This is a genomic window from Aster yellows witches'-broom phytoplasma AYWB, from assembly GCF_000012225.1.
Classification (GTDB): Bacteria; Bacillota_I; Bacilli_A; order Acholeplasmatales; family Acholeplasmataceae; genus Phytoplasma.
The window spans coordinates 57,513-80,112 of the sequence record NC_007716.1; the positions used below are offsets into that span (position 1 = coordinate 57,513).

The 22,600-nt window shown below is 25.6% G+C and carries 15 protein-coding genes; 12 read left to right on the forward strand and 3 right to left on the reverse strand.

Translation table 11 applies throughout. The features are described 5' to 3' along the window. Positions 1–544: 544 nt before the first annotated feature. The 3 genes from AYWB_RS00220 to pgsA all read left to right on the forward strand — a co-directional run bounded on the left by AYWB_RS00220 (position 545) and on the right by pgsA (position 4,498). Positions 545–1,717: an NAD(P)-dependent malic enzyme gene (locus AYWB_RS00220; RefSeq protein ID WP_011412335.1), complete on the forward strand. Its 1,173-nt coding sequence runs from the start codon at positions 545–547 to the stop codon at positions 1,715–1,717. Next, a complete protein-coding gene (locus AYWB_RS00225) occupies positions 1,714–3,249 on the forward strand; it encodes a 2-hydroxycarboxylate transporter family protein (protein ID WP_011412336.1) in 1,536 nt (511 codons plus the stop codon). Before AYWB_RS00220 ends, AYWB_RS00225 begins: the two co-directional genes overlap by 4 nt. A 601-nt stretch (positions 3,250–3,850) precedes the next feature. Continuing rightward, positions 3,851–4,498: a CDP-diacylglycerol--glycerol-3-phosphate 3-phosphatidyltransferase gene (gene pgsA, locus AYWB_RS00230; RefSeq protein ID WP_011412337.1), complete on the forward strand. Its 648-nt coding sequence runs from the start codon at positions 3,851–3,853 to the stop codon at positions 4,496–4,498. An 885-nt stretch (positions 4,499–5,383) separates the two neighbouring features. Here pgsA and AYWB_RS00235 read toward each other — a convergent pair. Continuing rightward, positions 5,384–7,027, reverse strand: a complete 1,644-nt coding sequence (locus AYWB_RS00235) for a DEAD/DEAH box helicase (RefSeq protein ID WP_011412338.1) — start codon at positions 7,025–7,027, stop codon at positions 5,384–5,386. Between the two features lie 563 nt (positions 7,028–7,590). Further along, positions 7,591–8,223: a hypothetical protein gene (locus tag AYWB_RS00240; protein WP_011412339.1), complete on the reverse strand. Its 633-nt coding sequence runs from the start codon at positions 8,221–8,223 to the stop codon at positions 7,591–7,593. 1,619 nt (positions 8,224–9,842) lie between these two features. On the opposite strand from AYWB_RS00240, the gene AYWB_RS03830 reads away from it, so the two are divergent. Then, positions 9,843–9,995, forward strand: a complete 153-nt coding sequence (locus tag AYWB_RS03830) for a hypothetical protein (protein ID WP_011412341.1) — start codon at positions 9,843–9,845, stop codon at positions 9,993–9,995. Between the two features lie 633 nt (positions 9,996–10,628). Here AYWB_RS03830 and AYWB_RS00250 read toward each other — a convergent pair. Beyond that, entirely contained in the window at positions 10,629–10,811 is a 183-nt protein-coding gene (locus AYWB_RS00250; protein WP_011412342.1) for a hypothetical protein, read from the reverse strand. A gap of 159 nt (positions 10,812–10,970) precedes the next feature. On the opposite strand from AYWB_RS00250, the gene hrcA reads away from it, so the two are divergent. The 8 genes from hrcA (at position 10,971) to AYWB_RS04145 (ending at position 22,585) form a co-directional block, all read left to right on the forward strand. Continuing rightward, entirely contained in the window at positions 10,971–12,005 is a 1,035-nt protein-coding gene (gene hrcA, locus AYWB_RS00255) for a heat-inducible transcriptional repressor HrcA (RefSeq protein ID WP_011412343.1), read from the forward strand. 170 nt (positions 12,006–12,175) lie between these two features. Continuing rightward, positions 12,176–12,901 (forward strand): nucleotide exchange factor GrpE, encoded by a 726-nt coding sequence (gene grpE, locus AYWB_RS00260; RefSeq protein WP_011412344.1) that lies wholly within the window; start codon positions 12,176–12,178, stop codon positions 12,899–12,901. Next, the gene (dnaK, locus tag AYWB_RS00265) at positions 12,885–14,714 is read left to right on the forward strand and encodes a molecular chaperone DnaK (RefSeq protein WP_041639781.1); all 1,830 of its coding nucleotides are present in this window, start codon (positions 12,885–12,887) and stop codon (positions 14,712–14,714) included. The genes grpE and dnaK overlap by 17 nt, the downstream gene beginning before the upstream one ends. 136 nt (positions 14,715–14,850) lie before the next feature. Then, positions 14,851–15,918, forward strand: a complete 1,068-nt coding sequence (dnaJ, locus tag AYWB_RS00270) for a molecular chaperone DnaJ (RefSeq protein WP_011412346.1) — start codon at positions 14,851–14,853, stop codon at positions 15,916–15,918. A 379-nt stretch (positions 15,919–16,297) separates the two neighbouring features. After that, a complete protein-coding gene (locus tag AYWB_RS03835; protein ID WP_011412347.1) occupies positions 16,298–16,450 on the forward strand; it encodes a hypothetical protein in 153 nt (50 codons plus the stop codon). An 852-nt stretch (positions 16,451–17,302) separates the two neighbouring features. Beyond that, entirely contained in the window at positions 17,303–18,373 is a 1,071-nt protein-coding gene (ftsY, locus tag AYWB_RS00275) for a signal recognition particle-docking protein FtsY (RefSeq protein ID WP_011412348.1), read from the forward strand. A gap of 95 nt (positions 18,374–18,468) precedes the next feature. Then, positions 18,469–19,839, forward strand: a complete 1,371-nt coding sequence (gene ffh, locus AYWB_RS00280; protein ID WP_011412349.1) for a signal recognition particle protein — start codon at positions 18,469–18,471, stop codon at positions 19,837–19,839. 202 nt (positions 19,840–20,041) lie between these two features. Next, positions 20,042–22,585, forward strand: a complete 2,544-nt coding sequence (locus AYWB_RS04145; protein ID WP_011412350.1) for a 5'-3' exonuclease H3TH domain-containing protein — start codon at positions 20,042–20,044, stop codon at positions 22,583–22,585. The last annotated feature ends 15 nt before the right edge of the window (positions 22,586–22,600 follow it).

Below are 22,600 nucleotides of genomic sequence, written 5' to 3' on the forward strand. Positions count from 1 at the left end.
TAGATAGCGTAAATAGAAAAAAATATAAAAAATATCTTTTCAAACTAAAGAATTATCAAAAAAATATTTCTTTAGTTTGAAAAGATATGAAATTATCAACTTATTTTTTTAGTCTTTTGGAAGTTTAGTTAGAAGGTTTGAGAGTGCTGTTTTTTTAATAAAACGACTATTCCAGCAATAATTGCAACAACAACTAATAAAAATACCCAAACTTTATTACTTTTTAGGGGCATTGATAATTTATATTATTTGTCTCCTTTGGGTTTAATAGGAAATAAAAAATTTTCTCTTACTTTCGTTTTACTTTTTTTGAGTAAAAAACGTTAAAAATAATTTAATTATTTATTTTTTTTAATTTATTAAAGCTTTAAAATGATTAAATATTTAAATAAATATTAAAAAAGTAAAAAAAATATTAATTATTTTATTAAATAAGGTATAAAATATAGACGGATGATTATGTTTTGTCATAATTTCAAGATCAAATCAACCTTCAAAAATATATAAAATACATAAAGAAATATAAAAGGAGATTTTCAGTTAAATGAACATCAAAGAAAAAGCATTAGAAATGCATGAAAAAAATAAAGGTAAAGTAGGTGTCGTAAGTAAAGTAAAAGTACAAAACTTAGATGATTTATCATTAGTTTATACTCCAGGAGTAGCAGAGCCTTGTTTAAAAATTAAGGAAAATCCTAGTGATGTTTATCGTTATACTATGAAAGGTAATATGGTAGGTGTTATTACAAATGGGACTGCAGTTTTAGGATTGGGTAATATTGGTCCGAAAGCTTCTTTGCCAGTGATGGAAGGAAAAGCTATTTTGTTTAAGGAATTAGCAGGGATTGATTCTTTTCCTATTTGTATTGATTCTACTGATTCTCAAGAAATAGTAAATATTGTTTCTAAAATTTCCACTGTTTTTGGAGCAATTAATTTAGAAGATATTAAGTCTCCCCAATGTATTGAAATTGAAGATGCACTTAAAGCTAAACTTGATATTCCTGTTTTTCATGATGATCAACATGGCACTGCTATTGTAGTTGCTGCAGGAATTCTAAATGCTTTAAAAGTAGTTAAAAAATCTATTGAAGATGTTCAAGTAGTCATTAATGGAGCAGGTTCTGCAGGGATGGCAATTGCTAAAATGTTGTTGTTATTAAAAGTTAACAATGTTGTTTTAGTCGATAAAACAGGAACTTTATATAAAGGAGTAGCTAATCTTAATGAGCCTCAAAAAAAATTAGTTGAAGTAACTAATAAATATCAAGAAAAAGGAACTTTGAAAGAAGTACTTAAAGGGAAAGATATTTTTATTGGTGTATCTGCTCCTGGTATTGTTACAGCTGAAATGGTAGCTACTATGGCAAAAGATGCAATTGTTTTTGCTCTAGCTAATCCAGTACCAGAAATTATGCCAGATGAAGCTAAAAAAGGTGGGGCTAGAATTGTTGCTACTGGTAGATCTGATTTTCCTAATCAAGTAAATAATTGTCTTGCTTTTCCAGGTGTTTTCCGCGGGACTTTAGATGCTAAAGCAACTCAAATTACCGAAGAGATGAAAAAAGCTGCTACATATGCTCTAAAAAATATCATTAAAGAACAAGATTTAAATGAAAATAATATTTTACCAACTTCCTTTAATAAAGAAGTAGTTAAACAAATTGCTTTGGCAGTTTGTAAAGTAGCTAAAGAAACTGGAGTAGTAAGAAAATGAGCATAGAAAATGAACAAAGTTCCCCAGATAATAAAGAAAATAATAACAATAATAAAGATTCTAAAAATGTTAATAGTGTGTTTGTTCCTAAAAAAACTATTTTAGGATTTAGTGTGCCTCTTTTTTTTTTGATGATTTTAGTAGTTTTTGTGCAAGTTTTTGTTTTGGGATTTGTGAGTTTTAAAACTACTAACAAATTTGAACCTGTATTTCATCCATTAATTACCCCTTTATTAATAGCTATGCTTTTGGCTGCTGTTTTACAAAAAATAGGTGCTAAAACACCCCTCTTAAAAGATATTGGAGGGGGTTCTATTTTATGTATTTTAGTGCCTTCTATTTTGTTTACTTATCCTTTTTTTAAAGATGGTTCTATTTTTTTGCAAATGCAAAATTTTATGAGAATTATTATGAAACATTTAAATGCCGAATCTATAACAGTAAAAATTCAAGAAACTAAATATACTTATAAAGCAGTAGGTTTTTCTAATTTTTTTGTTTCTGCTTTAATTATTGGTAGTTTTTTAAGTATGGATAAAAAGTTATTAAAAAGTTCTTTTAAAAAATTTATTCCTTTAATATTAGTATCTTTAATTACTGGTGCTTTATTTGTGGGAACTTTAGGAGCTTTATTACATCCTATTGGAGGGTTAGAAAATGCTTCTCAAACTTCTAAAGGGGCCTTTTTAGATGCTGTCTTTTATATTTTTGCTCCTTTAGCAAGTGGTGGTATGTCATCTGGAGTTACTCCTTTAAAAAATGCTTATGCTGGGCAGAATTTAGATTTGCAAGAACCTTTTATGTCTCATATGACTCCTGCTTTATTAGTAGGAGGAATCTTTAGTATTTTTGCTTCTGGGCTTATTAAGAAATTTGTGAAAACTACTAAATATAGTGGTTATGGTAAACTTGAAGTTAAAGACGTTCCAAAAAATCCAAATAAAAACACTTATAAACTAGTTCCTGAAAAATTAAGTTATCATCAAATAACTACAGGTTTAATTGCTATTTTTACCTTATATTTATTTAGTGTTTTAATAAAAGAATCCTTAATTTTATTATTACCAAACATTAAAAAATACCTACCAGAATATATTGTCTTTTTAGTTTTTGTAGTTGTTTTAATGAAATTATTTAATGTAGTATCTGATTATTATAATAGTTGTATTAATCAGGCTTCTAAATTTGTTACTACTAATTTTACATCTGCTTTTTTAGTAATTCTAGGTTCTAGCATTCCAATGGAAGCGATGTTAAAACAATTAAATTTTAAATTTGTCTTCACATGTATAATGTGTGTTTTATTAGTTGCTTTAGTAGCAGGATATTTAGGTAAAAAGTTAGGTTATTATCCAGTAGAATCATCAATTACTGCAGGGCTTTGTACTAATAGTATTGGTGGAGCTGGTAATGTTGCTATTTTATCAGCTTCTGATTTAATGGGGTTAATGCCTTTTGCTCAAATAGCTACTCGTATTGGTGGAGCTTTAGTAGTGGTAGTTGCTAGTATCTCTTATCCTTTGTTATATTAACTATATTTTATATACATAAATATGAAAAATATTTATCATAAGTATTTATGATTATTTAAAAATATTATTTTAGTATTTTATTATTAGGTGATTTGATTGAAATTATTTTTACCAACGTAAAAATAACTAACATATTTATATCAAAATTCTAAAACGTTTTTAACTATTACGGTTCCCTTCGATTTGTTTATGATAATATTGGGGGGTGCCGTGATATTTTTAAAGCAAAACAAACTATAAAATATATCTTTGTTAATTTATTCGTATTATAAACATTTAAAAATTAAGTTAAATATGTCTTCTTTATACAAACCATTTATTTATAAATTTAGAGTTTTTATAATGTATATTTTAATTGTAATAATTACTCAAAATAATAACAATTATATTATGTATATAAAAACACTTACTAAAAACATTTATCAATAATGTTATAATAAAAGTATATAAGAGCGTTTTTTGAAAATCTTATTTTTTCCTTAACCATTTATTTTTTCATTTTTTTTTTTTTTGATATTCAAAGAAATGATTTGCCTTTTTTCAACCATATTTAATCAAACAAAAATATGATTTTTTTACAAAATTACTACAGGAGTAACTTATGTTTCCTTTGTTGGCTAATTTAATTACTGTTTTTAGGATTGTTTTAGTATTTGTGCTTTTGCCTTTGATGTGTGTAAGTGAGCCTGAATTTGCTAATGTTTTGGCTTTTCAAATTATTTTTATAGTGGCTGCTATTACTGATTATTTGGATGGTTATATAGCTAAAAAATATCAACAACAAACTGTTTTTGGTAAGTTTTTTGATCCTATTGCTGATAAATTATTAGTTATTATAACACTTTTTTATATTTGTCAATGTCGTTTATCTGCTACGCAAGGAACCTTTTTATTTTCAGATACTCAAATGCCTAAAAATTTTTTTACTGCTGTTATTATGATTATAGTGATTAGAGAATTTTTAGTAACAGGAATAAGATTGGTAGCTTCCAATAAAGAAGGAGTTGTTATTAGTGCATCTTTTTGGGGTAAAGCCAAAACTGTTTTTACTTTTGTTGCCATAATTTGCCTTTTTTTTGGGTTATATACTTCTTCTACTTTTGCTTGTGATGCAGAAAAATTGTTTGAATATCTAAGTAATATAGGTGATATTTGCTTGCTTGTTTCAGTTGTTTTAACTATTGTTTCTGGATTTGATTATTTTTTTAAAAATTATAAAATTATTCGTAAAAACTTCGCTCCTGAGTAATTAATTTTGTTATCTTTTTTTGTTACTTCTGTTTTTATTATTTTTTTAAATTTTTTCTTTTAATTTTTCTTTTTTTGTTTTCTCTCTCTCAATATTAAAAAAATTGTAATAATTATTTTATCTTACTTTTTTATCTTTATTATTTTGTTTACAATATTTAAAAAAACATATTTCATCAAAACTAAAATACAAAATCAAAGGAAAATTATTTATGCAAAATACACAAAACCAAAAAGATTTATAAGACACTATTAAGGATATTGAAAAAAGTTTGGTAAAGGTAGCATTATGGAATTCACTCCCAAACTGATCTGTTACATTTTTTATAAAATTTTAATTTTTAAAATTGTTCTTTAAGACTAAAAAAAATAAGTTGATAATTTTCTATCTTTTCAAACTAAAGAAATATTTTTTTTGAATTAAAAAGTGTCTAAATTTTTTTTGATAATTCTTTAGTTTCAAAAGATATTTTTTATATTTTTTTCTCTTTGCGCTATCTAGTTAGGTAAAAAAACTGGAATCACCCCATATAAGATTAAATTATAATTATTTTTTTACATAATTATGTTATTTTGGTCAAAAAAGCATACAAAAAGATAACCTTTTTTCAAGACTAAACATTAAAATTAAATTAAAAAAATAATTTATATAAAACTTTGGAAATATTGATTTGGCGATGAATAATTTAATTTAGCTAAAATCCATTGATTGTTACAAAATTTAAGGGAAAAATTGGTAAAGGAACAAGAAATTATTAAAAAATATTTAACTAATAATCTTAAAATCTATAATCATTTAGTTCCTTAAATTAAAAAAAGATATAATATAAGAAATAAGCTAGCTTAAATAAGCTAGCTTATTTTATATTATTAAGTTGTTATTTTTTTAATCTTTTTTGTTAAGAATTAAATTTTTGTTTTGGAAACGAATATTAGATTTGCTTTTCATTTGATTCCAAAAACGACTTTCTACTTCAAAAATAGTTTCGTGAGTTAAGTGTTTTATATTGCCAATATTTTTGCCATAAATTTTGAAATGATCTTTTAATAATTTTAATAATACTGGAGGATTGATATTGTCTTTTTTACCTAAATTAATAACAACTTCTATAAAGTTACTATTTTTTCTTTTGTAAGAGTCGTTAGAACCATAAGAACCAAATCTAGATTCAAAACCAAAACGTGATCTGGTAAAAGAATTGTTAGTATTAATTCTTGGAGGAATGATTTCGGTATAATTTCTTTCTTTTGGTAAAAAGTTTTTCAATAATCCTTGGATAATTTGTTCAGAAGAAAAATTTTCTAATAACTTTTGTGCTAATGGATTTGGAGTAGTTTCTTCCTTGTTTTTTTCAATAATATTTAATATTTTTTTTTCTAAATCCTTGGCATTTTGTAATTTGATGCTTTGAACAGAAGGAATATCTAGTAAAGTGATTTTTTCTTTTAAGTAGTATTCCAATTTTTTAAGTTGGCTTACTTTTCTGGGACTAATTAAACTGTAAGCTAAACCTTTTTTACCAGCTCTTCCAGTTCTTCCTATGCGGTGAACATAAACTTCGTCTTCATGTGGTAAGTCATAGTTAATTACCATTTTGATGTCAGAAATGTCAAGACCTCTTGCAGCTACATCAGTTGCAATTAAGATTTTGATTTTGCCTTTACGAAAATTATTCATTACATATTGCCTTTGGTTTTGTTTTAAATCTCCGTGAACTGCATCAGCTAAAAAGCCTTTGTCTTGAAGGTAGGCTGTAATTTCGTCAACATCTTTTTTAGTGTTTGCAAATAAGATAGTTGAATAATCCTTTTTTAAGTCTAACAAACGTACTAATAATTTAGCTTTGTCAACTTCTTTTACTAAAAAGTAATTTTGTTCGATTGCATTAACTGCAATGTTTTTAACGGGAACTTGTAGGATTTTAGTGTCTTTTTGGTATTTGCTTGCTATTTTTTTAATAAATGGAGGTAGAGTTGCTGAGAATAAGACAGTTTGTCTTTCTTCTGGAATCTTTTTTAAGATTGTTTCTAAGGCTTCTTGAAATCCCATTTTTAACATTTCGTCTGCTTCGTCAAGAGTTAGAATTTTTAATGCTGAGAGATCGATTTTGCCTCTTTCTAGATGGTCAATTGCACGTCCAGGAGTAGCAATAATTAAATGAGGTTTAGCTTCTAAAGATCTAAATTGTTTGGTGTAAGATTCACCACCATAAACAACAGCGATTCTTATTTCTTGATAAAATCTTAGTAATTTTTTTAATTCTTCATATACTTGAAGAGTTAATTCTCTAGTAGGGCATAAAATTAAACTTTGGGTTTTTTGGATTTTTGGGTTAATTTTTTCAATAATGGGAATACCAAAAGCAAAAGTTTTTCCTGTTCCTGTTTGAGCTTGTCCAATTACGTCATGTCCTTTTATAATTTCTGGAATTACTAATGCCTGAATTGGAGTAGTATCGATAAAATTGAGTTCTTTTAAAGCTTTTTTAGTTTGCTCTAAAATAGGTAATTGTTCGAATAAAGTATTCATAAATTCCTCATCTTTCTTTTTTAATTTAAAATTAAATTATACAGATATAAATATAAAATGTTTACTAATTGAATTAAAACATTAAACCCTTTATTGTTTGAAGTTATTATTTGTAGTTGTTGAATAATCAATAATCTTGAAAAAAGGAATCATTTCAAAAACTATCAACTGTGTATTTGATGTCATTTTTACTTTAAGTAAAAAAGTTGTAAGACTTAATATTTTTAGTTAAGACCCTAATAAAAAGTATTTTGGTATTTTGCTTTTATAACAATTATGGTTTTAATAATAATTTTGTATTTTGTGAAATAAAGTTAAATAATCGTTAAAAAGTAAAAAGTTACACTAATTTATAATAGTTTTTTGATTTATAACATTTAATAATTTTTTACTGCATCTTTAATATTATACTTTATTATGGTTGTAAATTAATAAAAAAAACAACTATTTTTGAATTAAAAGTGTCTTTTATTGCTTTTATTATGTGTTTGTTTAAATATGAGAGGTAATTAAATAATATAAAAAAAAGACTCTCATTGGATGAGAGCCTTTATAGATTTGGATTAATTTTTAATATCGTATATTTCTTTTAAAGCATTTTCGTAAGGTTTTATGTCTATTTGACTAAATTTATTTTGAGTTTGTAAATTTTTAAATAAATCGATGTGTTGTTTAATTGCTAAAGTTTGATCAGCTTCTAATTGTTCTTTTTGTTCACTTAATTGTTTTGTTTTTTCATAAATCAGATTTGTTTCATCTCTTATTTTTATTTTTTCTTGTTCATTTGCTTCTTCGTATTTTTCTTCTAAAGTTTTTATATCTTTATTTATGTTTTTATTGTTAAATGATATATCATCCAATTGGCTATTTATTTTTAAAATATTTTTGTATGATTCTTTTTCGTTTTTAGACATGAAAGACATTTGTTGTTGTTGGTATTGTTTGCGTAGTTCTTTTTCCTTTCTTTTTATACGAAAAGTTATTTGCGGTTCTTCGAGTTCATTATGGATAATATATTTTAGTCTTTTGTTAAAATTTTCTTGTGAGATTTCTATTTTATTATTTATTTCAGCTTTATTGTCATTTTGTGTTGAGTTTTGTAATAAAATCTCATCAGAAAAGAAATGAAAAATTGTAATTCCAATTAAAATTAAAAAGATAGTTGTAATAAGGATATATTTTTTGTTGCGGGTCATTTAGTTTGCTTTCTATTGTAAAAAGTTATTGTGTTTATCTTTTGTCCTTAATTTTATTTTATCATTTTTTTATCATTTTAATAATTTATTTTTTTTAAAAGTGACTTTGTTTTATGGTTTATTTAAAAAAGTTTGTATTTGGAACAATAAAAAAGCGTATATTATAAAGTTTTTTGGGATGTAAAAAGATGAGTTAAAATATGAGATTGTCAATAATGAAATAAATGTTTGATAGTTGTTAATTGAGTTCTTTGTTGTATATTTATAACATTTTTTCTTTAAATTGTTGATTATAATGGATTTTGTCTATTATGTGTTTTTGGTTTTTTTGGATATTTAAATAACTATTATAAATAAAACTCAACCCTTTTTGTTAAAAAAGCGAAATTGTAGTAAGATTACTATATTTGCTTTTGCAATCTTTTCAAGTTTTGGTCAATAAATCATTGAGTATTTCATTAGAATGGGTAAAATAATTAAAGAAATTATAAATTATTAATTATCCATAAAGCGAACTAGGCGGCCAGCCGAAGTATACTAAGATTAACCTATTGCCCCCCCAAAAAAATTCCCCTCTGAGGATTTAGGGTTCTTTTAAAAATAATATATATTATACAAAACGCCTTTGCTGTGAACTATCGTCAAAGTAGTAGTTTTGTGTTTAGGGAGAACAAACAATGCTAAATTTAAATGATTTAAATATGAATAAAGAATATATTAGTTTATCCTTTCATGTTCTTATAAAACATTTAATTCAATTAAAAGGGGCACTTTTAATAAAGAATAAATTAAAGAATTTGAGAATAATTTATTTTTTTGTTAAGACTACTGATTTCGGGCAAGGTTGTTTTTCTAAGTTTTTTTTTACACTTATATCGTCTTATAAATTCTATTCAAAAATCTCGTTTAAAAAAAAATTATCAATTAAAAAACAGCTTTTATTCAACAATAATTACAAGATTTAAATGAATCTAATAATTGGAATTATTTTTTTGATAATAAATATATTTTAAATAATTTTGATTATTTCTATGAATTAGCTAATATTAGTTATGAAGAAAAAAACCAAGAAAAAATAGAATTTATTAAATTACATATGAGACCTATTCCTTATAAATATTATTTATTTTTAAGAAATAATCTAAGGAAATTTATAAACTTATAAATTTATTTTTTAATGATTGCTGAAAATAAAGCTAAATATAATTCTAATAATGGTTGGTTTAAAAAAGAAAGTAAAAAAAATATCCCCAATGTTTTTAAATTATGGTCTGATATTTTACGTGATAATTTACCTAATTTAAAACTATTAAATTCTCGTTCTCAAAATTTACAGATATTTTGTTAAAGGTAAATTAGATAATACTAAAAAAATTTAAATTAAGGAATGTAAACAATTAGCAACTATTATTAATAAAAATGTTGCTGAAATTATTTCTGAATATGTTATTAAATATGATGCTGGTTTAAATGAATGTAAAATTATAAAAAAACCATTGCATTAAAAAAAATTATTTAATTGGAAAAAATGTTTCAATTTTCTTATAGTTATCAAAAATTACCTATTACTAAAAAATATCAAATATCTTCCATTTGGCCTTCATTATGGTGATTATAAAATGACTGGGTTTTATTTATCAAATATTTTAAAATTTGGTAAAAAGCATATTTTGTATGTTTTATTAAGAAATAACATTTTAAGAACACTTAATAAAAAAGCAGTAAAAGTTCCAGGCAAAGATTTTCCTGAGGATAAAAATATCACTCCTTAACCATTATATTTTGATAAAAACCAAAATAAATATATGTTTGAATATATTGTAAATAAAGGTAAATTATCATGTTTTTTTTGTTGTACTTTTTTTATGCAAAAAATTTATTAAAAATTTTTAACTAGCAATACATATACTAATTTATGGAATAAATTAAATAATTTTTTTTAATTTATCTAAATTATCAGTTTTAAAACCTTTAAATAATTATTTAGAAAAGCAAAAAACTTAATCAATATATTAATCCTTATTCAGCTTATTCTTAACAATAAAATATAACATTTTTTCTACTTAATCCAATTTATTTTATTAAAAAATGAAAGATAAAGGTATATTTTAATTTTAATTGTGTTTCGGAAATTCAAAAAAAACTCATTTAAATTTTATTTTTCAATTAAATCTTTTTTTAACTTTTACCCTTTTTTGATAAGGATTTTTCTTGTAGATTTTTATTTTTTTATGTTGTATTAAACTGAAAAAATGTTATAATATTAAAATAAATAATAAAAATTAGATATCTCTAAGAAAAAATTACTATTAAATTAAAATAATTTTTTAATCCTTTATTTTATTGGTTATTATCAGAAGTTATCACTCATTCCCCTTTTGACTTGGCTCAATTCCTTTTCTCTTTTACATTTTATTTTTGAGATATAAAGGTGCATTTGCCATACATTTTTCTAATCTACTTGGTTTTTTTACATTTTCAAAATCTTTGTTTAAATTATACATTGATTGTAATATATTAGCCATTTGATTTATAAAATTATCTTCAAAGGAATAAGACAAAGCTTTTTCCACAGCAATTTTTTTCATTTTTTTTTATATTATTATTAATTATTTAAAATCACATTAAAATCAATATAAAATAAATAAAAAATAAATAAAAATATAAAAAAATGAAAATATAAGGTTGACATTCAACAAAAAAAGTAATACAATATTATTGGCAATCGTTAATGTGAGTGCCAAGAGGTGATGAATATGCTTTCAGATAGAAAAAAATTAATCCTAAAGGCTGTAGTTGAAAACTATTCACAAAAAAGACAACCAGTAGGTTCTAAAATGCTTACCTATTTACCTTATCTTAAATTTGCAAGTGCTACTATTCGTTATGATATGGTGCAATTAGAAAAAGAGGGGTTTTTACAAAAAAATCATACTTCTAGTGGTAGAGTTCCTTCTTTTAAGGGTTATGTTTACTATCTAAACCATTTATTAACGCGTGATCATGATGTTGCTTGTATGTTTGAAAGCATTGACAAAGTGATTCAAAAAAAGCGTTTTTGTAAAGGGCAAGTAATTAAAGAAGCTCTTAATTTGTTAAATAATTTAACTAATTATACTACTATGGCAATTGGTTCTGATATTTTTAATAATAGTAAAATTACTAAAATTGATTTTATTCCTTTAAATAGTGCTCAAGCTGTTATTTTGATTATTACTGATAAAGGAAATGTACAACATCAAAATATTTCTTTGGAACAAACAAAAGAAATTAGCATTTATGACCTTAAAGATGTAGTGCAAGTAGTAAATGATTTGTTGAAAGATAAGTTTTTATCAGAAGCAGCCCATATTATTCAAAGTGATTTTTTTAAAAAAACTATTGCTAAATATATTTGTTTTCAAGAACAATTAATTGCTTTGTTTATGGAAGCTTTTAGTAGTTTTGCCTCAGAGAATCTTTATTTTTCGGGGGTTTCTAAAATGCTTGAAAAACCTGAATTAAACAATCCTGAAATTATTAAAAAATTTATGGGTCTTTTAGAGCGTAAAGAATTATTAAAAATTATGTTAAATCAAGATAGTTTGTCTTTTAAATTTTCTGATGGCTTGCAACTTACTCCTTTAAAAGATTGTATGATTCTTTCTATTCCTTTCGATGTAAATCCTAATGAGAAAGGAAGAATTGCAGTTGTAGGACCTTCGTGGATGAAATATCCTAAAGTTATTCCTATTTTGGAATATTTGGCAGTTCATTTATCTAAATTAAACGATCAAGAATAACAAATAAAAGAATAAATAATTGTAAAATAAATAATTATAACAAATAATAAATAATAAGTAAATAATTTATAATTTAATTAAATAAATAAAATAACCAAACAGTCTGCCAAAATAATTGTAATCAACAAAATAAAAACATAATTATATGAAGAAAGAAAAGAGGTTTTAAGATGTTTTTAGAAAAAGAACAAGATAACTTAGATAATTTAAAAACACAAACAAAAGAATTACATAAAGATTATACAGAATGTCAAAATTGCCAAAAAGAAGAAACCCAAACAACAAATAAAGACAACCAAAAGGAAGATGAAACTTTTAAAAATCAACCAAACAAAACCAAACAAACAAATACTAAACAACAAAAACATCTATCAAAAGAAAGCAGTCATCAACAAATTACCAAATTACAAACTCAAATTAAAGAATTACAACAAAAACTTTCCCAACAAAAAAAAACCTTTGATGAAGGGTTGTTAAAAAATCAAGCAGAATTCATTAACTTTAAGAAAAGAGCTCAAACTCAAAAAGAAAATGAATTAAAATATGCATCAAGTAATTTTATTAATAATTTATTAATGCCATTGGAGCAATTAGAAAAAGTAATTGATATGCCTACACAAAATGAATTGTTGCAAAAATATTTATTAGGTTTTAAGTTGTTACAAAAACAAATAAAAAAAGTGTTGCAAGATGAAGGAGTAGAAGAAATTGAGGCTCTTAATAAACCTTTTGATCCTACTTTTCACCACGCTTTAGAAACAGTGTGTGACTTTGAAAAGCCTGATAAAACCAATTTAGCAGTTTTACAAAAAGGTTATTTATATAAAAAAAGAATTTTAAGACCAACATTGGTTAAAGTAAATGAATGGAGTGATAAAAATGAAAAAAACGAATAAAATTATAGGTATTGATTTAGGAACAACTAACTCTTGTGTTGCTGTAATGGAAGGCGGCGAGGCAAAAGTTATTCCTAATGCTGAAGGTGGAAGAACAACTCCGTCTGTAGTTTCTTTTAAAGGTGATGAAATTATGTTAGGAGAAATTGCCAAACGCCAAGCAATTACCAATCCTAATACTATTAGTTCTATCAAAAGACACATGGGAGAAGCTAATTATACTGTTAATGTGAGTGGTAAAAAATACACTCCACAAGAAATTAGTGCAATGATTTTGGCAAATTTAAAAAAAACTGCTGAAGATTATTTAGGAGCTCAAGTAAGTGAGGCAGTAATTACTGTTCCTGCTTATTTTAATGATGCTCAAAGACAAGCTACCAAAGATGCAGGTAAAATTGCAGGCTTAAATGTTAAACGCATTATTAACGAACCAACTGCAGCTGCTCTTTCTTATGGCGTTGACAAAGGTGACAAAGAACAGACCATTTTAGTGTTTGACTTAGGAGGAGGAACTTTTGATGTTTCTATTCTAACTTTGATGGACGGTACTTTTGAAGTGCTTTCTACTTCTGGAGACAATGCTTTGGGAGGTGATGATTTTGACTTGCGTATAGTAGATTTCTTAGTGCAAGAATTCAAAAAAGAAAATAGTGTTGATCTTTCCAAAGATAAAATGGCAATGCAAAGATTAAAAGATGCTGCTGAAAAAGCTAAAAAAGAATTAAGTGGTGTTGCTTCTTCACAAATTTCTTTGCCTTTCTTAACAATGAGCGAAGCAGGTCCCCTTCATTTAGAATACAATATGACTCGTGCTAAATTCAATGAACTTACTAAAGATTTAATTGATCGTTGTTTGGCTCCTGTAAAACGTGCTTTAAGTGATGCCAAATTAGATATTAAAAAAATCGATCAAGTGCTTTTAGTGGGTGGTTCTACTCGTATTCCTGCAGTTCAGGATTTAGTTAAAAATGAATTGAATAAAACTCCTAATAAGAGCATTAATCCTGATGAAGTAGTTGCTATTGGAGCTGCTATTCAAGGAGGAATTCTATCAGGAGAAGTTAAAGATATTTTATTGTTAGACGTAACTCCACTTTCCTTAGGAATTGAAACTTTGGGCAATGTCTTTACTAAATTAATTGAAAGAAATACTACTATTCCAACATCTAAAAAACAAGTCTTTTCAACTGCCGCAGATAATCAACCAGCAGTAGATATTCATGTTTTACAAGGAGAACGCCCTTTAGCAGCTGATAATAAAACTTTGGGAAGATTCCAATTAACAGATATTCCACCAGCACCTCGTGGAATTCCTCAAATTGAAGTTACTTTTGACCTGGATGCAAATGGAATTGTATCAGTTAAAGCCAAGGACTTAGGAACTAACAAAGAACAAAAAATTACTATTTCAGGAAGTGGTGCCCTTAAAGAAGAAGAAATTCAAAGAATGATTAGAGAAGCTGAAGAAAATGCTGAGGCAGATCGTTTGAAAAAAGAAAGTATTGATGCGCGTAATGAAGCAGAAAATATGATTTTCCACACTAAAAAATCTTTAGAAGATTTAAAAGCAGACGTTACACCAGAAGAAAAAGACAAAGTGGAGAATCAAATTAAAGAATTAGAAGAAGCTCTAAAAGGAGATGACACTGCTTTAATTAAAGAAAAAACTGGAAGTCTTACTAAAGAATCTCAAGGAATCGCAATGAAAGCTTATCAAAAAGCTCAAGAAAAAGGTGCGCAAGAAAACACCACTGCTAAAAATGAAAAACCTCAAGACGAAGTAGTAGACGCTGATTTTGAAGAACAAAAATAATCAATAATAAAAATAATAACAACAAAATACTAAAAATATAACTAAACAAAAACAACCATAAAAAACAAACTATAAAGAATAATGAAATCAAAGGGGCAAAACCCCTTAGTTTTATTATTAGGAGAAGTTAGCTACAATGACAAAAAAAGATTATTATCATATTTTGGGTCTAGATAAAGACGCAAGTCCTGAGGACATCAAAAAAGCTTATCGTATTCTTGCTAAAAAATATCATCCTGATATTTCCAAAGAAGCTAACGCCGAGAGCAAATTTAAAGAAGTTCAAGAAGCTTATAGTGTTTTAGGAGATGCTTCTAAAAAAAGTAATTATGATCGTTTTGGTGATTCTTCAGATAACGGTTTTTCTGACTTCGGTAGTGGTGGTTTTGATGGCTTTGATTCTTTTGGGGATTCTTTTTTCAGTTCTTTTGGAGATATTTTTGGTAATCAACAAACTAAAAAACCTTCTTATGATAAAAAAGTAGAGATGACTATTGGTTTTATTGATTCTGTTTTAGGGGCTAACAAAACTATTGAAATTACTGTAGAAGCTGATTGTAGAGTTTGTCATGGTAAAGGAGCAGTTTCCCATCAAGATGTTATTGCTTGTAGACGTTGTGGTGGAACTGGACAAATTATTACTGAGCAAAGAACTTTTTTAGGTAATATTCGTTCTCGTCAAGTTTGTCCTAATTGTAGTGGTAAAGGACAAGAAATTAAAAATAAATGTTATGCTTGTCACGGACAAAAACGTCAAAAAGTTAAGCAATCAGCTACCTTTAATATTCCTGCAGGGATTCAAGAAGGAATGTCTTTGCAAGTTCCTGGAAAAGGAAATTTTGTTCCTTTAAGTAATAATCAAAAAGCAGGAGATTTATATATTACTTTTAAAGTGCGCCCTCATGAATCTTTTGTGAGACGTGAATATGATATTATTTTAGAAATCTTTATTACTTTGCCAGAAGCTGTTTTAGGAACTAATATTTTGATTCCTACTATTTATGGTGAAGTAGCTTTAAAAATCCCTTCAGGGATTCAATCAGGAAATAAATTAAGAATGAAAAATAAAGGAGTTGCACATCTTAATTCTTCTTATCGTAAAGGTGATCAGTATGTTGTTGTTCATCTCAAAACTCCTAACCCATTAAGCTTAGAAGAAAAAAGATTATATCAAAAATTATTAGATTTGCAACATCGTAGTTAATATAATTAATGATATAAATAATAAAATAATAAGGAGACCAACTTAAAAGTTGGTTTTTTTATTAAGTGGTAATATTAATGTTTAAATTTTTAGAGTTTTACATAGTTAATTTTAATTGTATTATGATTAACAATAAATTAATATTTTTTAATATAAATGTTGAATGGGAATATAGTTTTTATATTATGTTATAATTAATAGTAGATAAATAGTTTTACTATTTTCTATTTTATTAATATTTACAATATTAAATTAACTACTAATTAAATATTTTGAGTTATAACAAAGGCATAAATTCTTTTATTATATTCAAGTTAGAGACTTTAAAACTTTAACAAATCTAATTTGATAATTTAATTTAATAAAGAGTTGAAATAACATGTTTTTATTAGATAATTTTAAAGAAAAAATTCAAGATAATAAAAAATTAAGTTCGGTTACAGTTTATTGTAGAGCAACTTATAAAAGAGTTATTCAAAAAACTTTATTATTTATTTGTCACTTTCTTTTGTGTTTGTATGGCATGAATTAGGTTTTTGCCAAAGTTTAGGTGAAATAAAGAAACAATTATTTTTTAAATATTTGTATATGCCTACGTATTTTTTGTTCTTCTAGTGTATCACGAATAACAGCTCCTATTTGCCTTATTTTACTTTGGGGGCATTTTTAGGAATGCTTATGAGTTATTTAGATGTTCGTTTAAAATATATCACATACATCCGATTTGACTTGTAAATTAATAATATATAAACATTTATGATTAACTATTTTGTTTTCGTTTTTTTTTTTTTTGATGGGTAATTTTACAATTACTATTTTACTTTATTATAAATTTTTTAAAAAAACAATCAACAATTAATTAATAAATTTGTTTTTTTGTATCTTTTAATTTTTTTGTTATTATTATTTTTTTATGTTGTTTTTGTTCTTTGAATATATTATTGAAAAGCAAGTAGATAAAAAATATCAAAATCTAAGCCTTTTGCTTTATATTTGTTAGTTTTTATCCTCTTATTAAAACTTTATAGAACTTTTTAAAAAGGATTAATAATTAATATTATTTATAAATTTGAAACAGAAATTAATTTTTAATTTCTGTTTTTTTTTTTTTTGAAAAAATTATTATTTATAATATTGTAATTAGTTAATTTTAAATAAATTTCGCTAATTTGAGTTATAATAATTTTTTTTTATTATTTGCTTTTGTTTTTTTAATTTATCCTTAAATATTTTATGATAATAAAAATCCAAAAAACTAAAAAAACTCATTTTAGATTGGTTAGCGAAGTTTTGCCAGTCAAAAAGAAAGTATTTTAGTTATAATAATTGGGTATAAGTTTTTTATTTTGATACCTCAATTACTTTCAAAAAGGAGAGTTTATAAATGTTTAAATGGTTGAAAAGTAAATTTTTTAAAAGTAAAAATAATGATAAATATCAACTAGGTCTTAAAAAAACCAAAGCTAGTTTTCTAGATTTTCAAACTCTTTTGAAACAATCTAACAATATTGAACAATCGCTATTACAAGCATTAGAAAGTTTGTTAATTCAAGCTGATTTTGGCACTAAAACCATTTTTTTTTTGATGCAAGCTATCAAAGATGAAATTAATCAATTTCAAATTAAAAATCCTCAAAAGCTTCCTTCCGTTGTTTTTTCTAAAATGTTTGATTTGTATCAAAATATGAAAGATATGAAAAATATAAAAGACACATTAGAAAGTTCGCAAGAACAAGAACAAGAAAAAAAACAAGCAAAACAAAACCAAGGCCCCAACCCAACAAATCCCAAAGATACTTTTACATCTCAAAATAACTTTCCTCAAATGTATTTGTTTACGGGAGTTAATGGAGTAGGAAAAACAACTACTATTGGAAAAATGGCCGAAGCATTGAAACAAGAAGGCAAAAAAGTACTTTTAATTGCTGCTGATACTTTTCGTGCAGGTGCAGTAGCACAACTCCAAATTTGGGCAAAAAGAGTAGGTGTTGAAGTTTTTTGCAAGCCCTTACCAGCTCATCCTGCAAGCGTTATTTTTGAAGGAATCGAACTTGCTAAAAGTCAAAATTATGATATTATTTTGTGTGATACTGCTGGAAGATTACAAAACAAAACTAATTTAATGCAAGAATTAGCTAAAATCAATCGTGTTATTTACAAACATTTGCCCGCCTCAAATTTACAAACTTTTTTAGTTTTGGATGCTACCACAGGACAAAATGCTCTTAATCAAGTTGATTTGTTCAATCAAGCAACCCCACTTTCAGGAGCCATTTTAACAAAACTTGATGGCACTTCCAAAGGAGGGATTGTTTTTGCAATTAAGTATTTATACAATTTGCCCACTAAATATATTGGTGTAGGCGAAAAAGCCCAAGATTTAATTACTTTTGATGTTAAAAAATATCTTTTTAATTTATTTGAAGGTTTTTTTACTTCTGAAGATATTTTATAATTGATAATTATAAAGAAAAAACAAAAAAATTTTATTATAAAAAAAAATAAACCCCACAAAAACAAATTTCACAACATCACAAAGGAGATAAAAATATGAGTATATTAGGCGAAGGCTTACAAAAAGTTATTAATAAAATTAGAGGAAAAAAAATCCTAGAACAACAAGACATTCAAAATATTATGCAAGATATTAAAGTTTCTTTGGTAGAATCTGATGTTCATTTACAAGTTATTGATAAGTTTAATGAAATTATTGAAAAAAAGACTTTGAAACAAGAAGTTTTAAAAGGTTTAAATAATAAAGAACATATTATTAAAATTGTAAACAAAACCTTAATTCAAATTTTGGGTTCTACTCGTGTTGATCTTACTTTTAAGCCTAATTGCAATTTGAATACTTTAATGTTAATTGGGTTGCAAGGAAGTGGGAAAACGACTACTGCAGGAAAATTAGCTCTTTGGTTGCGCAAAAAAAATAGTAAAAAAGTTTTGCTTGTAGCTTGTGATATTTATCGTCCAGGAGCAATAGAACAATTAAAAGTTATTGGTAAACAAATTAATATTGATGTTTTTTCTAAACTTGATGCTGATGTTTTAGATATTGTAGATGCAGGATTAAAACATGCTTCGCAAGAAGGATATGATGCAGTAATTATTGATACTGCGGGGCGCCTTGATACTGATGAGACAATGATGCAAGAATTGCAACAAATTAAAGCCAAAGCTGATCCTTCAGAAATTTTGTTAGTTGTTGATTGTCTTTCAGGACAACAATCTGCTAATACTGCTCAGTCGTTTCACAATCAATTAGGAGCAACTGGAGTTATTTTGACCAAAATGGATGCAGATACTAAAGGAGGAGCTGCTTTATCAGTAAGAGCAATGACAGATCTGCCTTTAAAATTTGTTTCTTCTTCAGAGAAAATTGATAGTTTAGAGCCATTTAATCCTGATAGAATGGCATCTCGTCTTTTAGGAATGGGAGATATTTTAACTTTAATTGAAACATTTACTGATAAAATTGATCCTCATCAAAGTAAACAAATGATGGAAAAATTATTTGATGATAGTTATAATTATTATGATTTTCAAAAGCAATTAAAAACCTTAAAAAAAATGGGTTCTTTCAGTAAATTGTTAAGTTTTATTCCTGGATTAGGTTGCAAGATAAAACAACTTTCTGCTAATTTAGGTGATGATGGATTTAATAAATTTGAAGTTTTAATTCAAAGTATGACTAAACAAGAAAAGAAAAATCCTCAATTAATTGTTTTGAGCAGTAGACGTAGACAAAGAATTGCTAAAGGTTCTGGTAATCAATTAAGTGATGTCAATAAGCTAATTACCCTTTTAGAACAACAAAAAAAATTAGCTAAGCAAATGCAACATTTTGATGATCAAGATCTTGATAAATTACAAAATGATCCGATGTCTTTTTTTCATGATATGAATAATAATAAATAATTAAAATTATAAAATCTTTTTATAAACACAATAAAATAAAAAACCAAACAAAATCTTGTATTCTAAGAAAGTTTTTCCAAACTTTCTTTTTTTAATATTACATTAATTATTTTCTTTTTTTACCTTAAAAATAGCAAAATCATTATTAACTTATAATCAAATTTCGGCTATTAGCTAAACGATAAAATAAATAGGAGAAAAAATGAAACATTTAGTTTTAGTTGATGGCAATTCGCTTTTATTTCGAGCATATCACGCAACCGCAAGCAAATATAAGCCCCTTTTGCAAAATAAAAAAGGGATCTATACTAATGCTCTTTTGTCTTTTATTAGAATGTTTGAAAAAATTTTAGAAGAAACTAAAGGCTATATTTTAGTAGCTTTTGATACTCCTAAAACTACCAAAAGACACCAATTATACGATGCTTACAAACAAGGAAGACCAGAAACACCTTCTGCATTGATTAGTCAAATTCCTTTGATTAAACAATATTTAGAACTAATTGGTGTTAAATATCATGCCCAAGATGAATACGAAGCCGATGATATTATAGGCACCTTAGCCAAAGAAGCAAGTAATCAAAACAATACAGTATCTATTTATTCCAGTGATTGTGATTTGTTGCAATTAGTAGATAAAAAAATTACTGTTTGTTTGCTTAAAAAAGGATTGCGTGAAATTAAATACTACACACCTACCACTTTGCTTGAAGAATACGGTCTTAAAGAATATCAAATGATTGATTATAAAAGTTTAATTGGCGATCCTTCTGATAACATTAAAGGAGTGTTGGGAATAGGACCCAAAACTGCTCAAAAGTTATTACAAGAATATGATACCCTAGATAATTTGATGCAAAATTTAGACAACATTAAACCTATTTTAAAAACCAAAATCCAAAATTCTCAAACTGATTTAGAACTTAGCAAAATACTTACCGCAATTAACCTTAAAGTGCCTTTGCCCTTTGATTGTATGCAAACAGAAATTCAAATACGTTTAGAACAAAACCTTAAAAATTTTTATGAAGAAATGGATTTTAGACGCTTAGCTATTACCAAATATGCAAGAATTGAAAAAGAAATAAATACCACAAATAAATACAATAAGGAAGCATCACTTAAAGCCAAAGAAGTGCAAGAAGCAGTCAAAGATAGCAATTTAGAAAACGATAATAATTTAAACCAAACAAATCAAATCAGACCTATCGCCACCACTAACAACAATGATAATAACACTCCAAAAGTTCAAGAACAAGGCGCCAAAACACCCCAAATCAACTTTCATTATCAAATTATCAAAGACCAAAACGCTCTAAATACTTTTTTGGATCAAATCCAACCACACGAAATTTGGGCTTGTTTTTTTGAGTTGGAAAAAGAAAATGACTCAAATACTTTTTTGCAAGGAATTGGTTTTTCCAATGGCAATGCACATTTTTTTATAGATGCCAATTTGGCTTTTGCCAATAATAACTTTTGCAATTATCTAAAAGATGCTAATTTTTATAAAATTGTTTTTCACAATCAAGCAATACAATTTTTTTTAAAAACACAACACCAACAATTAAACGGAGTTATTTTTGATTTAATTTGTGCTTCTTATCTTTTATTTCCTTTGAAAAATCTTGAATTTAGTCATATTATATCAAAAATAGATATTTTAAATAACACAAATTATGTAAGCCAATTATCTCAAAAAATTTTAATTTTAGAGCAAAAAGTAGCTTTTAAATCTTTTTTATTGCACGCCATTAAAAATAGTATTTTTCATTATTTAAAAGCCCAAAACCAATTATTTTTGTTTCAAGAAATAGAGCTTCCTTTATCGAATGTTTTAGCTCAATTAGAATATGAAACCAATTTATTACAGCAAAAACAAATAATAGAAGCAAATCCAATAGAAAAAAATATATATGAAAAAATAGAAATGCAACAAGAAAAAATACCAAAAACAAATCAAATGCAAGAACAAGCTCAAGAAAAAGATTCAGATCAAAATCAATACACAAATCTCAAAAATAATCAAGAACAAGAAAACCAAATCAATCAATTAAAATCATTAAAAGATGTTTTTGGGTATCAAAACAGTTTTTTTTTAAATATGACAAAAAATAAAAAAACTTATAATTATTTAATTAATGATAATTTTTTTTGCTTTTCGTTAAAAATTTTAGCTACTTTAGGAAATATTCAAAAAATTAAAAATTATTTCAAAATAAAAAAAAATCATCTTTTAAATGATGAACAAACATTACATTTTTTTGTAAATGAACCCACATCAGAAATCAAAAAGGACTCTCAAAATCTTTCTGAAACAACGAATTTTTGTTTGGATTCGTGGATAAAAGAAATACTTCTCGAACTAAATATTTCTTCGAATTGTGCCCAAGATTTTATAAATCAATATTTAAGTTTGGATGATGAAATTATAAATTATTATCAAAATTTATTACAACAAATTAAAGAAAAAAAATATGCATTAACCTTATTGAAAAGAAAAGTTTTTTTTGGGAATCAAAAATTAACTCCGAATTTGGACTTAGAAACATTATATGTTTTTTTACAAGAAAATATTTTAGACATGAAAAAAATTGCCATATTGCAATTATTGCGCCATTTAGAACGACACAATGAAAATGCCAAAATTACTTATTTTGCCTTAAATAATTATTTGCAACAACACATAGATTTAATTTCTAAACATTTGAATTATTTTTTTATTTTAGATAATGGTAATATTTAATTAGGTAAAACTTAT